Annotated in this window: 12 protein-coding genes; 7 read left to right on the forward strand and 5 right to left on the reverse strand. The window is 55.4% G+C overall.

The features are described 5' to 3' along the window. Positions 1–42 precede the first annotated feature (42 nt). Complete coding sequence (locus NC979_RS11930; RefSeq protein ID WP_190521581.1) at positions 43–2,505, forward strand: serine/threonine-protein kinase; 2,463 nt, start codon at positions 43–45, stop codon at positions 2,503–2,505. A gap of 10 nt (positions 2,506–2,515) precedes the next feature. Here the strand turns inward: NC979_RS11930 and NC979_RS11935 are convergent, their stop codons facing one another. Both NC979_RS11935 and NC979_RS11940 read right to left on the reverse strand, forming a co-directional pair. Continuing rightward, complete coding sequence (locus tag NC979_RS11935) at positions 2,516–4,015, reverse strand: M16 family metallopeptidase (RefSeq protein WP_242024119.1); 1,500 nt, start codon at positions 4,013–4,015, stop codon at positions 2,516–2,518. A gap of 104 nt (positions 4,016–4,119) precedes the next feature. Further along, on the reverse strand, positions 4,120–5,646 hold the full coding sequence (locus NC979_RS11940) for a M16 family metallopeptidase (protein ID WP_199308951.1): 1,527 nt from the start codon (positions 5,644–5,646) through the stop codon (positions 4,120–4,122). 388 nt (positions 5,647–6,034) lie between these two features. Here NC979_RS11940 and NC979_RS11945 point away from each other — a divergent pair, with 388 nt between their 5' ends. The 3 genes from NC979_RS11945 (at position 6,035) to NC979_RS11955 (ending at position 8,512) form a co-directional block, all read left to right on the forward strand. Further along, the gene (locus tag NC979_RS11945) at positions 6,035–6,823 is read left to right on the forward strand and encodes an MlaE family lipid ABC transporter permease subunit (RefSeq protein WP_313887147.1); all 789 of its coding nucleotides are present in this window, start codon (positions 6,035–6,037) and stop codon (positions 6,821–6,823) included. A gap of 82 nt (positions 6,824–6,905) precedes the next feature. Then, positions 6,906–7,292 (forward strand): DUF3119 family protein, encoded by a 387-nt coding sequence (locus NC979_RS11950; protein ID WP_190521587.1) that lies wholly within the window; start codon positions 6,906–6,908, stop codon positions 7,290–7,292. Positions 7,293–7,438: 146 nt separating this feature from the next. Beyond that, positions 7,439–8,512 carry a DUF3086 domain-containing protein gene (locus NC979_RS11955; RefSeq protein WP_242024120.1) on the forward strand — a complete coding sequence of 358 codons (1,074 nt, stop codon included), beginning with the start codon at positions 7,439–7,441 and terminating at the stop codon, positions 8,510–8,512. A gap of 68 nt (positions 8,513–8,580) precedes the next feature. On the opposite strand, the gene NC979_RS11960 is transcribed toward NC979_RS11955, so the two are convergent. Further along, entirely contained in the window at positions 8,581–9,930 is a 1,350-nt protein-coding gene (locus NC979_RS11960) for a UDP-N-acetylmuramoyl-tripeptide--D-alanyl-D-alanine ligase (protein ID WP_190521589.1), read from the reverse strand. Positions 9,931–10,490: 560 nt separating this feature from the next. Here NC979_RS11960 and NC979_RS11965 point away from each other — a divergent pair. Both NC979_RS11965 and NC979_RS11970 read left to right on the forward strand, forming a co-directional pair. Then, positions 10,491–11,786: a hypothetical protein gene (locus NC979_RS11965; protein ID WP_190521591.1), complete on the forward strand. Its 1,296-nt coding sequence runs from the start codon at positions 10,491–10,493 to the stop codon at positions 11,784–11,786. A gap of 117 nt (positions 11,787–11,903) precedes the next feature. Further along, positions 11,904–13,001, forward strand: a complete 1,098-nt coding sequence (locus tag NC979_RS11970; protein WP_190521593.1) for a hypothetical protein — start codon at positions 11,904–11,906, stop codon at positions 12,999–13,001. Positions 13,002–13,082: 81 nt separating this feature from the next. On the opposite strand, the gene NC979_RS11975 is transcribed toward NC979_RS11970, so the two are convergent. Further along, complete coding sequence (locus tag NC979_RS11975) at positions 13,083–13,541, reverse strand: hypothetical protein (protein ID WP_190521596.1); 459 nt, start codon at positions 13,539–13,541, stop codon at positions 13,083–13,085. A gap of 557 nt (positions 13,542–14,098) precedes the next feature. Between NC979_RS11975 and NC979_RS11980 the strand changes: the two genes are divergently transcribed. Continuing rightward, a complete protein-coding gene (locus tag NC979_RS11980; protein ID WP_190521598.1) occupies positions 14,099–14,653 on the forward strand; it encodes a DoxX family protein in 555 nt (184 codons plus the stop codon). Positions 14,654–14,989: 336 nt separating this feature from the next. Here the strand turns inward: NC979_RS11980 and purB are convergent, their stop codons facing one another. Then, complete coding sequence (purB, locus tag NC979_RS11985; RefSeq protein ID WP_190521600.1) at positions 14,990–16,285, reverse strand: adenylosuccinate lyase; 1,296 nt, start codon at positions 16,283–16,285, stop codon at positions 14,990–14,992. Positions 16,286–16,474: the final 189 nt, after the last annotated feature.

The raw sequence follows: 16,474 nt of genomic DNA on the forward strand, positions 1-16,474 counted from the left end.
ACTGGGTGACTAAGCTAGGGGTTGCCCCCGCTGCGATCGCCCATGACCTCGTCTTCCAAAACTAAGACTGCTGCCCTTGCCACCTCTCGGGTTACGGGCTGGGTGCAGCGACAGATCAAGCGAGATTGGGTAAAAATTTCGCTGGCCGGGTTGTGGCTGAGTTTTGTAGCGGCCCACGTGGCTACCGACTCGGTGCCGGTGCAGCTGCTCGAACGACGGCTGCAAACGGTCTTTTTTGACATTCGTGGCCCCCTAGCGCCCCCCGATGACATTGTCATTTTGGCGATGGATGATGAATCCTTTGGGCAAGCCGAATACTACCGCGCCGACCCTGAGCGGTACAGCTATCTCGCTCCGATTTCGGGCAGTCCATGGCAGCGCACGGCCCATGCGATCGTGATCGAACGTTTGCTGGAGGCGGGAGCCAAGGCGGTAGCGTTGGATATTTTGATGTTCTCTGACAGCAGCTACGGCCCCGCCGATGACCAGGCCCTGGCTGATGTGCTGGCTCGCTATGGCGATCGCGTGGTACTGGCTACTACCGTGGATGATGCCAACATGAGCGAGGGCGAGTATGTCAATCCGACTCGGCCCCTCACTAAACTGCTCAATACCCCCGTTTATATCGGTAACGTCAACTTCCCCACCGAGCTCGATGGCCGTATTCACCGCCATGGGCGCGCCTACTTAAATGACCTGATCGCGAGAGAGGCTGATCTCGACCGTGACACGATCGAAAGTGAGGTCGAGAACACCCAGTCATTTGCTGAGGCCACCCTCGATGCTGCTGGGGTTAGTCATCCCCTCTATAAGGGCGACTTTATGGACTTTTATGGGCCTACTCGCAGTTTTACCCACATCCCCTTTTGGCATGTCCTTGACCCTGACCCTTGGGCCAATTACCTCGATAACGGGCGCTATTTTGAAGACAAGATCGTGCTGATTGGCGGCACTGCTAAGTTCCTCCAAGACTTTCACCAAGCCCCTTTTTCAGAAACCTTGCTGCACCCCGAGACCATGGCCGGGGTCGAAATTTTGGCCACCGATATTGCTAACCTGCGCGATGGCCAAGCCCTGCGCATAGGAATTCCTAACCCTTGGCTGCGGGGGCTGCTGGTGTTGGGTAGCGGGGCCGGGTTTGTGCTGCTGCTGCGGCGGTTTAATCGCCCCATTGCCCGCCTAGGCTGGACGGCGGCCAGCCTAGGCGGCTGGTTTTGGGTGAGCTACGGGGCCTTTGTGGGGGCAGGTTTGTTGCTGCCTACAGGCGCTCCTATCGTGGGATTGATGGTGCTGGGCAGCACCTACATCGTGGCCGATATTGTGACCGAGCAGCTGCGCAAACAGCGCCTGCGTCAAACTCTAGAGCAGTACGTTACTTCCCCAATTGTGCAGGAAATCATCAGTCAGCAAGACGACCTGCAAGACCTGCTCAAGCTGCGGGAGGCGGAGGTGATCGGCCTGCTGCTGGCCAACCGCTACCGCATTGTGCGGCTGCTGGGGTCAGGGGGCTTTGGCGAAACCTACGTGGCCGAAGACACCCAGCGCCCTGGTTCGCCCATTTGCGTGGTGAAGCAGCTGCGGATTATTAGCGATGATCCGAGGGCGCACCGCTTGGGCAGGCGCTTTTTCCAGGGCGAAGCCGAAACTCTCGAAAAACTGGGTCACCATCCGCAAATTCCGCGGCTTTTAGCCTATTTTGAGGCACAAAATTCTTTCTACTTGGTTGAAGAAATGATTGAGGGTTGCCTGCTCAAGGATGAGCTAGCCTCCCGCCGGCCGATGCCTCAGGCCTATGTGCTGGACTTGCTGCTAGGGCTGCTGCCGGTGGTGGCCTTTGTGCATGACCAGGGGGTGATTCACCGCGACATCAAGCCGTCTAACATCATTCGTCGCGAGGCGGATGGGCAGCTGGTGCTGATCGATTTTGGCGCTGTCAAGCTAATTTCTAACAAGCTAGCGGATACGGGGGTGAATCTCACCTCTACCTCCACTATTGGAGTGGGCACCCAGGGCTACATGCCCAGCGAACAGTCGGCGGGGTTGCCCAAATTTGGCAGCGACCTCTACGCCCTGGGCATCACTGCCATTGAAGCCCTGACTGGTATCCCAGCCTACGCCCTGCGCCGCGACGTGAACGGGGAACTGCTCTGGCGGCACGAGGCTCCTAACCTCGATCCTAGATTTGGCGACATCGTCACTCGGCTGGTGCTCTATGACTTTACCGATCGCTACCAGCGGGCCGAGGAAGTGCTGGCTGACCTCAGCAGTGTTGAAGTAGTCGTGCGATCGCAGCCCCAGCCTGAGGGCTTGCCTGCCTCAGGAGGAGACACTGTTGTCGGTCTGCCCCCCTACGGCGTGCGTATCGAGAGCGTAGCCACCGACAACATGGATGACCCCGAGGCCGCTGAGGACGACACCCGCATGCTGCCCGGCGATTGGTTTGCCACCGCTGAAGAAGCGTCCTCCAGCGATACTGACACCGGCAGTACCGAAGATAACTCCTGAGCTGGTGTCCCTAAGCCTGGGGCTGGGGAATAGTGATATCGATCGGAGTGACCGTAATATTTGGGGCCAAGGCGTCGAGACCCGGCTGAATTTCTGCCGGATTGCCAACCACTAGAATCACCAGCTGGTCTGGGTTGAGCCTAGCCTGGGCAGCCGCCTGTACCTGGGCGGCCGTTGCTTCGCGCACCTGGTCTTGAAACTGAAACACAAAGTCTTGGGGGTAGCCGTAGTACTCGTAGCGAATCAGCCGAGCTAGGGTTTGGCCAGGGCTTTGGAAGTTAAACACAAAGCTGTTGAGCACGGCATCTTTTGCTTGCGCTAGCTCTACATCGGTAATAGTCGTCGTGCGGATGCGGTTGATCTCAGCCAGCGTCGACTGAATAAAAGGCACTGTGGCCTCAGAGCGGGTTTGCCCCCCGCCAATAAAGAGTCCGGGGTGGTCATAGCGAGGCGCCCAGTAGGCGTAGACCGAGTAGGCCAGGCCTTGGCGCGATCGCACCTCGTTAAACAACCTGCCGCTAAAGCCGTTCAGTACCTCGTTCATCACCGCTAGAGCGGCATGGTCGGGGTAGTTAAGCTGCCCACCCAGGTGACCCAGCTCAACATAGCTCTGAGTCAGCTGGGGTTGGGACACCACAAACACGCCAGCCTTCGCCTGCTCCACCGACGGCAACGTATCCTCTAACGCCTCTCCAACACCCTGCCACTCGCCAAAATAATCAGCAATCCACTGCTTCATCTGGGCGCTGTCAAAGTCACCCACAACGCCCAAAATGGTGTGCTCGGGGCGAATAGAAGCCTGATAAAACTGCTCAATATCCTCCTGGCCAATCGCTGCCAGCGTTGCGTACTCAATGGTGCGAGCGTAGGGGCTATCGGCCCCGTACACCAGCTTGCGAAACTCGCGGCTAGTAATACCGTCTGGGTCATCGTTGCGACGAGCAATGCCGCCACCATACTGGCGCTTGAGCAAATCGATCTTGTCGTCGGCAAAGGCGGGCCGCTGCACAACATCGGCAAACAGTTCAAATACCGCTGCGGTGTCTTCACTGAGGGCACTAAAGCTGGCGCTGCCTTCACTTATGTCAATGCCGGTTTCGATCGACGCGGCCCGCTGCTCCAACTGCTGGTTGAGAGCGTCAGCATCTAGGCGGGTAGTGCCCCCCAGTCGCATGGCTTCGCCGGTTAGATTGGCCAGCCCGACTTTGTCCGCAGGCTCAAACCGCGCTCCGGTACGAAAGGTAGCACTGCCGCTCACCAGCGGCAACTCATGGTCTTCAAGCAGGTACACCACCAAGCCATTGGGCAACTCATAGCGCTCATAGGCCGGAATCTCAATATCTCGCAGGGCCGGAAACTCTAGCTCGTCATAGTAGCGAGGGGTTTGGGCAATAGCCGAGGGCTGCCAGGTCAGCAGCAGCACCCCCAACAGCCCAGCCAGGGCCAGCAGCGGTATCATGCTCCGCCGTAAGATGCGACGGGTACCCATAAACCAGCTGTTCGCGTTCATCACTGTGCGTCCCAATACCGTAGGTCTTAAATATGAATGTCTTGAAGGCGGCCTAGGGCCACTCATGCGTTTTGGTGGCTGACTCAAATTGATCGGCTCCTAAACTACTCGGCAGACGGAGCCTGCACTAGCTTGCCTACGGTGCGGCTTTCGGGCCGAAATAGAGTCTGCGCGACCCGCTGAATATCGGCCACTGACACCGCCTCAATGGCTTTGAGGTTGTTAAAGATATTGCGCCAATCGCCGGTTTTAGCCTGGTACTCAGCTAACAGCGAAGCCATACCGCCATTAGAAGCCAAACTTTGCAGCAGACCCGCCCGAGCCTGGGTTTTTACTCGATCTAGCTCTTCAGGGCTAACGGGCTCCTGCTTAATCCGATCAATCTCCTGGGCAAACAGGGTGCCAATCTCCTCGGGGGTGTGGCCGGGGGCCGTAAGGCCATAGATCAAAAAGATATTGTCGTAGCGATCGCCCGGAAAGCCATTCAAACTGCCAATATCCAAGGCAATACGAGCCTCGTCTACCACAGTTTTGTAGATTCTAGACGTCCGCCCGCCCATCAACAGACTCTCGATCATGCCGTAAATCACATGGTCAGGGTGGCGCAGGCTAGGCCGATGATACCCCTCTAGATACCAGGGCTCCGAGGGCAGTGCCAGCGAAAATTCCTTGGGCTCAGTCTGAGGTGGTTCATCAATAGCAGGCTCGGGAGGTACCGCCCGAGGAGTATAGCGACTAAAGTAAACCTCAGCTAGGCGCTTCACCTCAGCGGGGTCAACATCGCCTACTACCGCAGCGGTCAGGTTGGCAGGACCATAGTAGGTGTCATAAAAGGTTTGCACATCCTCACGGGTGGCCACAAAGAGGTCATCCTGGTAGCCAATCACGGGGCGACGGTAGGGGTGGCTGACAAACGCCTCCTCGAGAAACCGCTCGATCATTGTGCCAATCGGGGAGTTATCTACCCGCATGCGGCGCTCTTCAAGAATGACATCCTTCTCTTCGTAAAACTCGCGAAACACCGGGTCAAGAAACCGCTCCGACTCCAGCGACATCCACAGCTCCAGCTTGTTGGCAGGTAAGCTGTAGAAATAACGTGTCTCATCGGCAGACGTAGTAGCGTTGAGGCCGACCCCTCCCGCCTGCTGAATGATCTGGCCGTACTGATTTTGCTCCACAAAGCTGGCCGCCTGCTTCTGCAATGCCGCCAACTCCTCCTGTAGCTCAGCAGCTTTGGCCGTATCACCGGCTGTTTGGGCTGCCAGCAGATCGTTAAATACTGCATCGAGCTGGGTCATTAACTGCTGCTCAGCGGCAAAGTCTTTGGTGCCAATGCGGCTAGTACCCTTAAATGCCAGGTGCTCTAAATAGTGGGCCACACCGGTTTTGCCGTCGGTTTCATCCACCGCGCCTACGTTGGCGTGAATCATAAATGACACCACCGGAGCCTGGTGCCGCTCTAGCACGATGAATTTCATCCCGTTCTCGAGCGTAAACTCGGTAACGGCATCCGCTACCCGATCCAGGTAGGGTTGAATGGCCTGGGCCGTCTGCACGGGTGCCCGCGCCGCCGCTGGAGCAATGGGCCACCACAGCCAAAGGCCAACTAGCGCTACTAAACCCACTAACATTGGGCGTAGCCGGTGTCTTGACCTTGCCCAAAATCCTGGGGCGGTTGGCGGTGTTCCATTCATAAGCAGCACTCAAACGGGATGGATTAGACTCCGACCTTCAGGATAGTGGAGTCTCACAGACAATGGCCACACTCCGCACTTTGTGGCTAGGGTTCCTCCTGCTCGATCCTGGGGCAGTTGTCAAAGCCTCAAATCCTCAGTAAAGTTCCCATAGACCCATGGTCGAGTGGGCCTTAAACCCCTCTAGGATTAGTTCTAAATCGACTTGCTCTGCAACGGGCGCAAGCGATACAGGACTCCTTAGGAGCAGGCTAATCCTAAGCTCCCGGCAAACTCGACTTTCCGATTACTTACGTTCCAAAAAGGGGGTCAGGCCTTGACACAGGTGGCAGATAGCACAAACCTGAAGCTATGGACCCAACGAGCTCTAGCCGCGACCTTTTTAGCAGGTCAGGTTGTCATTCACTTGATTTCTCGTCCGGTACATCGGCGCAATACTCTAGATCAAATGGCTGCGGTAGGGCCTGCGTCACTGCTGATTGCTCTCATCACAGCAGCCTTCGTAGGCATGGTGTTTACCATTCAGGTGACGCGAGAATTTTTAAACTTTGGGGCTGGAGCGGCGGTGGGTGGCGTGCTGGCCCTCACCCTAGCCCGAGAGCTTGGCCCGGTGCTGACAGCAGTGATTATTGCTGGGCGGGTGGGGTCAGCTTTTGCGGCCGAAATTGGCACCATGCGCGTTACTGAGCAAATCGACGCCCTGCAAATTCTCAAAACTGACCCCATCGACTACCTAGTGATTCCTCGGGTCATTGCCTGCGCCCTGATGCTGCCTCTGCTGAACGTGCTGTCATTCATCACCGGCATGACCGGCGGGCTGTTGATTGCCACTAGTCAGTACGGCATCCCCTCTTCAGTCTTTTTAGATTCAGCCCAAAACTTTCTGTCGATTTGGGATTTGGTAAGCTCGCTAATCAAGGCGTTTTTCTTTGGCATTCTAATTGCCATCATTGGTACTAGTTGGGGCCTAACCACTACTGGTGGTGCCAAAGGCGTTGGGCAATCTACCACCACTGCAGTAGTAACGGCACTGCTAGCTATTTTCATCAGCAACTTTTTCCTCTCGTGGCTCATGTTCCAAGGCACCGGCAGCGCTGTGATGAATAACTTTTAATGGCAGCTGATTCAGCGATCGCCTCTTCAGCACTAGAAGGTAGATTCTCCTATACTTCAGATAGCCCCAACCTTTGTAAACTGTGACCTCTACCCCTACAGCAACCCATACCAACCTACCTCCCAGCTACCGCATCCCCCTGACCGTAATCAGCCTCGGAATATTGCTGGCGTTTGGGAAAATCTGGTTAGGAGCATTGGTAGGTATCTTCGGCGTGTTTTTGCTAGTGCAGGCCGTGACGCTTACGCTACGGTTTACTGATAGTGCGCTAGATATTTACCGACGCGATACGCTGATTCGTCACTTTCCCTATGCGGAGTGGCAGCACTGGGAAATCTTTTGGGGACCAGTGCCCGTGCTGTTCTACTTTCGTGAGATCAACAGCATCCACTTTTTACCGATCATATTTAGCCCCAGCGAATTGCGTACCTGCCTCGAAACCCACTGCGCGGCTGCCAAAGAAGAGTAACAGGCATCCAGGGGCGAACCAAGCCCTCATCTGATAGGCTGACAACAGGGTCTATGGGAACCGTTATGACCGCAGAGGAGCTATCACAATCGAATCTGGGACCGGATGGTACCAGTAGCTATGGGAGCCCCGAGGCTAGCTCTGCTTTGGGTTCGGATTCAACGGGTCTCAAATCAGACTGGAGCAATCGCCTTGACGCTCTACGCCAGCAGGAGACTGACCTCAAGCGCAGCATTGCTGACCTGCAAGCAACCTACAACCGCTTGACTCAAGACCAGTTTCAAAAAATTCAGGCTGACATTGGCCGGATGGTGCAGCAGGGCACAGCAGACTTAGAGCAGCGCAAGCGCAATCTGCAAAAAGAAATTGAAACGCTAGAGCGTCGTCAGGAGCGCATTCAGGCCGAGATGCGCACTACCTTTGCCGGTGCATCCCAAGATTTAGCGGTACGGGTGCAGGGCTTTAAAGACTATTTGGTAGGTAGCCTGCAAGATTTGGCAGTGGCGGCAGACCAGCTCGATATCACTCCAGCAGCTCGCTCTACCCCGGCGTCGAGGATAGACGCTAGGGATGGCTCTGCAGCGGATGCTCGTTTCGAGTCTGGTGCCGAACGCTCCGCCCCTCGCCCGTCTCCCCGCCGAGCTGCTGCCGAGTCGTCGGCTCAGCCAGCCTTTGCCTCGAATGCTTTTCAAGACCAAACGGAGCGTATTCGCAGCCTGCTTGACCAGTACCGCATGCGTCCCGATTACTACGGCCCCCTTTGGCAGCTGCGCCGCACCTTTGAACCCATCCACGCCGAGCGGGTTTCTAACTGGTTCTTTGCCCAAGGCGGACGGGGAGCGGTTAAGAGCATGGGCAGCCGTCTGCAAAACGTGCTGGTGGCTTCGTCGGCGCTGTCGATTTTGCATGCTCTTTACGGCAATCGCCTACGCACCCTAGTGCTCTCTAATAGCCCCGAGCGTTTGGGAGAATGGCGGCGGGGGCTGCAAGACTGTTTGGGCATTTCCCGTGCGGATTTTGGTACTGGCCAGGGGGTCATGCTGTTTGATGCACCAGAGCCTCTAGCTCAGCGAGCCGATCGCATCTCCGCTGACAACGGTCTACCCTTTATTGTGGTAGACGAAGCTGAGTCAGTGATTAGTTTGGCGCTGCTGCAATTTCCGCTATGGCTAGCCTTTGCTCCCGACCCCATGAATCCAGTAGCTGAGTACGACTACTAGCAGCTCTCCTCTCGTTGGAGAAGTACAGAGCGCAGGTGTTGACTGTTCCAGGCTCAGAGATTCTATTGTCAGTCGCTAAAGACCTTTGCCAAGGTTTCAACTACCCGATCGAGGGCCACCGATCGCGAGGCTTTGAGCAAGACGCGATCGCCCGGTTGCAGCATCCCTTCCAGATGCTGGGCTAGAGATTGGTGATCGGCGAAGCTCACGGTCTTAACGCTCGCTGCCCCCTCCGCCAAAGCCAAGGATTCGTCAGGGTCAGCCAGAGTGAGCAGGGCATCCAGTCCCAAATTGTCCACGACCTGCCCAACTTGGCGGTGCAAATCGACCGATCGCTCTCCTAGCTCTTTCATCGTGCCCAGCACGGCAATCCGGCGTTGGCCAGGGGTCTCGGCTAGCAAATGAAGGGCCGCCGTCATTGACTCTACCCCCGCGTTGTAGGTTTCATCGAGCAGCACAATGTCGTCCGGCAACAGAATTTGTCGCGCCCGACCGCTGGGCAAGTCTACTGAAATGCCTTGGCTGAGCACCCGCCAGTCGAGGTTGAGAGCCTGCATAACGGCGATCGCCGCCAACAGGTTTAGGGCATTGTGGCGACCTGGCAGCGGCAGCGGTAAATGTACACCTTGTACCTCTAGGGTTCCAGGATCAACCAGCTGACCCTGAACGTCGCCGCCCTCCAGGCCAAAGGTGATGGTGCGCCCTGCCCATACGGTGCGGGCAGTGGTTAGGAGCCTAGCGTTGTCATGGTTGAGCACGGCAATGCTCTGGGGCGACTCGGCTAGCAGCTCGCACTTGGCGTCAGCAATGGCCTGCTCCGACCCCAGACGGCCAATGTGGGCCGTACCCACGTTGGTAATGACCGCCACATCGGGTACAGCGATGCGGGCTAACCGGGCAATCTCCCCCGGCCCCCGCATGCCCATTTCGATCACCCCAAAGGCATGGTCGGGTCGAAGTTGAAGCAGCGTTTTGGGAACCCCAATGTCGTTGTTGTAGTTAGCCTGGGTTTTGTGCACCGCTCCTTGGGTGCCTAAGGCCGCCGCCAGCAGTTCCTTGGTGGTGGTTTTGCCCACCGACCCAGTAATCGCTACGATGCTGGCTTGCTGTTGGGTACGCCACCAGTGCCCTAGGGCCTGGTATGCCACCAGGGTATCGGCCACCGGCAGGCAAGGCAGATGGGGTATGAGCTTATCTTGCTCGACCACCGCAGCTATGGCACCCTGAGCGATCGCCGCTTCAACAAAGCTATGCCCATCAAAACGATCGCCCGTCAGAGCGACGAAAAGAGCGTTTTCCCGGATATCGCGGCTATCAGTAGTAATATTTGCTACACAATCTTCTCGGTGAGCAGGCAGCACATAATCTAGAGGTGCCTGTATAGCTGCAGCCAGAGTAGCTAGTGATGAAAAGCCCATAGAGTCAACGGTGGTTAATCTGTAGCAATGTCTGCGATACGTCAGGTTTTGGCCCGATCTTGTCGCAAAGTGCTTTGATTGTAAGGGAATTCGGACCCTAGCTGTTAGGCACCTCTTCCGAAGTAGAAAGCTGACCTTACCTGTCGCTCAGTAAGCTGCCCACGGTTCAGGGCTGGTCTACAGACAAGGCTTGCGCTAATGTTTTGCGGTGAATAGCCTTGGGGTATGGGTATCCTAACCCTAACAGGGTTTACTACTACCTCATGGTTAGGTAAAGAACTTTACCAGAGCTTCGTTAACGCTCCCGACATAATCGCGGAAACTAGAAAATTCACGCAGTAATCTTGAGATACGCAAACGATAGCCTAGTGTAAAAACTGACGCGAACAGGGTTGTCTATCGTCTTTAATGAGCCTAAGGACTGTTGCTACCATCAAAACCGTGCATCTTTAGAGTTCGTACTTTAGCCAGTGAGCTTAACATCAAAATTCTTCTCATCGCAGTCCGTATGGGCTTAGTTTACTAAGCTCATCTGTTGGTGGGGCAAGGGCGGTAAAGCCGTGAAGACAAAAGCGACTTATAACAATCGAATTACTACCGCTGATGAGCAGTGTCTCTACAGTCACCTGTTGACCTGCGTTAGCGTTGAGTCTCCTGACGCCATGCTCGATCGGTTTCAGGCGCTCTTTCTTGACGGGTTTGGCTACCCCGATCGCGATGTCGTAGCTGCCCTCGATCGCCTGCTGGCCTGCCAAGAGATCGAAGAGTATTTTCGGTTCATTCTCAACCGTTGCTGCCACATTCTCATCAACCGCTGGCAAACCAATCCTCAGCTGCAGCCGGCTATTCCTGTCTTGATTAAGCTGCTAGAGTCTGTGCCTGCCGATCGGGTGTCAGAACTGTCGCGATCGCGGCCCATTCGCCGCCTGCGCCAGGTTACCCAAGACTTTAGAGACACGGAGCAGTATCTCGCCCTCAAGCGACTGGCGTGTGTCATTGAGGCTCGCCACTCTGCCCTACCCCGCAATCGGCAGGCCGAGGCCGTGCCCCTGGGCTCGCTGATCAACCGCTATCCCTATCTTTACGAGCACTGTTTGGTGACTGAAGATAGCGACCTTCAGCATCAGCAGTACGTGCGTCACATGCAGGTTGAGGCTCAGCATAAATTTGAGGTTGACCTCAGCCACTATGTCACCTACCGAGTTCGTCGGGGGCGACTGCATCGCCAGGGGCAGACAGACTTTGCTGATCGGTTGCGGATGGTGCCCAATCCCACGTTATTAAACGATAAAGAGCTGGTCTCGTCGCTCAAGCACTTCGCCCGCCGCCGCGATCACGGTCAAAGCTATCGCGACGGAGCTCAGCGTTTTTTGCTTAACCACGATCATGGCATGTCGTTTCGGCAGTTCAAAGAAGACCTGTTTGACTACATCATTGCCGATGTCGATGCCGACTATGGCCAGCGACAGTTCAAAGCCATGCTGCAAGACCACCTACTGTCTGCCTTTACCGACAGCGATAGCAATCCAATGGATGACTTTCTCAAAGTGCGTACTTGTAGCAACCTATTCAACTTTTTGGTGGTTGACCCCAGCGCTGGTCGGCAACACTACGTATTCCTCGATTTAATCAACAATCTGGGGCCAGTGCACACCACAGGACTGCTGCTTAGAATTTTGCTGATTTGCCAGAAGGTCAGACCTTTCTTAGATCGACGGTTTTCGCTGTTGTTTAACCACTACGAAACTGCCTCCAGCGAAACGGTGGCCTGGTTGATCAATATGTTTGAAAATATCAACATTGCCCTTAGTCTTAACTTCGGCAGCGTTGATCTGTCCCATGCTGGAGCCCGATAGGGTGCTGCTATGGCCTAGCTCAGCAGCTGCGGACGCCGTTTAGCTAGCAGCAAACCCGAGTCTAGCCCGAGCGCAAATGCTAGAGTCGTAGCACGTGCAGAATCTCTATTGCCCATTATGTACGACCTTGTTTCTGCCGCCCTTGGGGCTCAGCAGTTGACTCAGGCAGCCCAGCTAATTAAGCAGTGGCAGCAAAAAACGCCCCAAGATCCTTGGCTTAAGCTGGCCATGGGGCAATATTGGGAAGCCAAGACCGAGTTGGAGAAGGCCCAGATTACCTATACCCAGCTGCTGCAAAGCACCGCCAACACTAAAGTGCTGAACCAGGCGCGCGAAGGCGTACAACGGGTGCGAGACCGGATGGCCAAGCGTCGAGAGCACGATCTGAGCGCTGCCAAGCAGCAGCCGGGAGCGGCGGCGACGGCCATGCTAGTGCTAGAGCCAGTAACGGGCGATCGCCGAGAACCGGCAGCCCAGGGCCTAGCCCGAGTTATGCAGATTGATGCTTACACTGCTAAAACTCGGCTACCCAGCAAGCACTGGCGACTGCTGCGGGTCGGCTCAGCGGGAGAAACTCAGTATTTTTGCGAACAGCTTCAGGCCGAGGGCACTCCCGCCCGTTGGGCTACGGTGGATCAGGTCAAGGAGGTGGACACCTTTCGAGTGCAGGCGATTCGCGCAGTGGAGCCAGAGTTGATGGTGATCTGCCTGAATAGTGCAGGCCAGCAGGGCACCATTCAGCTCACCTGGAACGACATCACTCAGTGGGTAGTGGGGCAACTGCCCATTTATGAATCAGTAGTGGATTTAGATATGCGCGGCAAGCTCAAGCGCAAAGATGCCACCCAAGACTATGGTGAAGTGATCGACTGGCACCTGCACGGACGCGGCTGCGTGCTGCGCTTGTGCGATCGCACCTACAAGTTTCGTGAGGCAATGCCCCTGCCCCCAGCGGAATCATTTCCGTCACCCTTGATTGCGGCTACTGCCTGGAAAGCTATGAAAAGCTACTTTGCAGCCCGGATCGCTTCAGCCCCGCTTACCGATTTCAACGGCTTTGGGGAAAGCGCCCTAGATTTGATCGAACTGCTGCCGTCTTTTGAGAACCAAGTGGAGATGGGGCGATCGCTGCCCTCGCCCTGGGATGCAGCTTTTCACCTGTACAGCGGTCTACGGTTTGTGGTGAAAAGAGAAGCTAAAGGCTCAAAAAATTAAAGTTCAGGGATGAGGGCTAGTTGTTTAACCCTCATCCCTGAACTTCTGGATTATCCCTAACGTATGCGTAGAGTGGTTGGTTTAGCGGGTCTTGACCTGCTTAGCCATATTCAAAAAAGGAGACAGGCTAGGACCAGGACGGCGACGACGGGGTAGGGACGTACCTACGGTGGTGAGGTAGGTAGAGGCGAAGGCGGTAGGAGCTGGCTCAGCAGGTGCCATTGCTACTAAGGCGGGAGCAGGGGCAGCTTTAGCTGGAGCTTTGGCCGCTGCTTTTGCTAAAGCCTTTGCTGGAGCTTTAGTCGTTGCCTTTTCTGAAACCTTTGCTAGGGCATTAGTCGCTGCCTTTGCTGGAGCGGCCACAGACTCAGCCTTAGCAGGGGCTGTGAGAGCAGGCGCCGGTTGGGCGCTGCTCTCAGATTCATCGAGTTCCATGAAAAACTCAGACTTTTTGCCTAGACCTACCAGGCCGCCAACGGTTTTGAAGATGCCGCCAAGCAGCCCAAAGATCGCCCCAAAAATAGACTTGATTAAACCCATGGGTATGTCCTTGATTTATCTGCGTTTCTAAATTAATTATCAAGTTCCGTTACGCCCTCTCACAAGGCGGAGCGACAACTAGATAAAAAAGTTAACACTAGCCTCAGAATTCTCTACAGATATAGCTCTGCCTTTGGGATCCTTTAGGCCTGCCTCAGGTTATGGCAGAAATCTTGACTGTGTCAGCCTGATAGACCGACACAAGTTACAAGACCATAACTTGCGCCGGGAGGGAAACAGCCTCAAGCTCCAGGTGCTGGCTTCGCCTAACCAGCGGTGTTTGGCAATACCGGATGCTGCAATGCCCCGTTATATGTTGGACTGCCAAGTTTGAAGGAGCGCCCTTGACCAAGCTACAGGGGTTTGGGGGCTTAAATGATTGAGTTTTGGTGCGATCGCCCTTGAAATGGTTAGCCAACGCTATTAGGTTAACTTCTGCCGCTGAGCTAGAACGGGAATTTTTTAGTGAAGAAAGCAAATTGAGGTAAGCGGACCCTTTACTTCCCTTAAAACTTCGTTAGGATAATTAACAACGATATTAAGTTTTCTAAACTCCTATGATTGCCCAGCAACGCCTTCTAGCCTTGGGCGGCCTTGCGCTTCAGCCCAATCAGTCCACCAACACCGCTTTTCAGATTTCTTGGACAATTCTGAGAGTGGTTGCCGGTATTGTTATGGTTCATAACGGCCTTGACAAACTAGCCAACATCGAGAGCTTTGCCAATGCCTACGTGGCTTATCTAGGTCTGCCTTTCCCCATCACTCTGAGCTACATGGCGGCCTTCACTGAGCTAATTGGTGCGCCTTTGGTAGCCCTGGGGCTGTTTACTCGTCCTGCCGCCATGGGGCTTGTTTTCACTATGCTGGTGGCGATGTATCACCACGTCAAGGTAGCGGGTTTCAGTATTCCTTACCTGGAGCTGTCTGCCCTCTACGCCGCCACCTTTCTGTTCTTTGTAATCAATGGTGGTGGTCGATTCTCCCTAGATGCGGTGCTGGCTAATGTGTTCAACAGGCTGCGCACCAACCAAACCGACGGTAAGCGCGCCTCCTTAGAAGATGTTTTTCGACGGTCGGATGAGGTTAAGTCTGGCACCAAATCGGCTTCATAATCTGTCTTGTTGATTTCCTCAAGCCCCTTGTCAGAATACAAGGGGCTTTGTTTTGGGGATTGGTATAGGGCTACCCAAACAGCACGAGAGAACAGGCGGTCACATTATGTCCCCAGCAGCGCCATAAGAGCCACGATGGGGCTATCGGGCCAAAAGCTTAGAAACCTTGCTGCGCTATCTCCGGTTGTCAATGCAGCTACGGATTCTCCTAAGGTGAAAAAGGTTGCTAGAACAGGCTGGCCTCACCTGATTAGGAGAGGCCAGAGCGAGGCGCAATAACTGTCGCCAAAAAGTCTTGGTTTGTCTGATCCATCAGCTATAGGCTAGCAATTCGGCTCAGATTCCCAAACGCTGGTAAACCTGATCGAGGTTGCGCAGGTGACGCTCAGGACTAAAGCAGAGGTCAATTTCTGCCTTCGATAGGTGCGCCGTCACCCGCTCATCGGCCTCGATCAGCCCACGAAAGTTGCCGTCGTCGGTGTTCCAGGCCTGGTGGGCGCACGACTGCACGATCGCATAGGCCTCTTCCCGCACCAGCCCCTTGTCGACTAAAGCCAGCAGCACTCCCTGGCTAAACACTACGCCGCCGTAGACATTCATGTTGCGGGCCATATTCTCGGGGTAGACCAGCAGATTCTTGATCAGCTCGGTGGTTTCTACCAGCATAAAGTGAGTCAGGATGCAGCTGTCGGGAAAGGCCACGCGCTCCACAGAGCTGTGGGAAATATCGCGCTCGTGCCACAGCGCTACGTTTTCTAACGCCGCCATAGCATTGCCTCGCAAGAGCCGCGCCATACCAGTCAAACGTTCTGAGCGAATTGGGTTGCGCTTGTGGGGCATGGCCGACGAGCCCTTCTGCTTCTTAGAGAAAAATTCCTCCACTTCCAGTACGTCGGTGCGCTGCAGGTTGCGAATTTCTACTGCAAACCGCTCGATGGAGGCTCCCAGCAGAGCCAGAGCGTTCATAAAGTCGGCGTGGATATCGCGGGAGATGACCTGGGTGGAGGCCGTGTCGGGGCGCAGGCCCAGGTTTTGGCAGGCCAGCGCCTCAATCTTGGGGTCGATGTTGGCGTAGGTGCCCACTGCACCAGAGATTTTGCCAACGGCGATCGCATCCTGTAGGTGGGTCAGCCGCTCCCGGTGGCGCAGCATCTCGGCCAGCCAGCCAGCCAGCTTAAAACCAAAGGTAATTGGCTCAGCGTGAATGCCGTGGGAGCGACCAATCATCACCGTGTCGCGGTGCTCTTGGGCCCGATAGCGAATCGCCTGAATCAGGCTCTCCACATGAATCATGATCACCTGAAGGCTGTCTACGAGCTGGAGCGACAGGGCCGTGTCGAGCATATCGGAGCTGGTCATGCCCAGGTGAATGTAGCGCCCGGCGTCGCCCACATACTCGTTGACGTTGGTGAGAAAGGCGATCACGTCGTGGCGTACCTCAGCCTCAATTTCAAGAATGCGCTTGGGGTCAAACTTGGCTTTAGCCTTGATTTCCTCGACCGCTTCCCGAGGAATGTAGCCCAGCTCGGCCTGGGCTTCGCACACCGCGATTTCGACCCGCAGCCAGGTCTTAAATTTATAGTCGTCGGTCCAAAGATCGCCCATTTCGGGCAGGGTGTAGCGTTCAATCAAGGCTTTGGTCAGAATACAACCGTCCCATTCTACCCGGCGACCCTAGGCTGTGGAAAATTGAAGCACTATACTTCACGCCGGTGGCACCGATTAGCACCTTTCCCAGCATCAGGTCGGTTGAAAGTTCAGCACTAGTTAGCTAACTGACTCACCACCGCCCAAGCGAGTGCAGCAAAGGCCCGTCTAACC

Source organism: Leptolyngbya subtilissima AS-A7 (genome assembly GCF_039962255.1).
Classification (GTDB): domain Bacteria; phylum Cyanobacteriota; class Cyanobacteriia; order Phormidesmidales; family Phormidesmidaceae; genus Nodosilinea.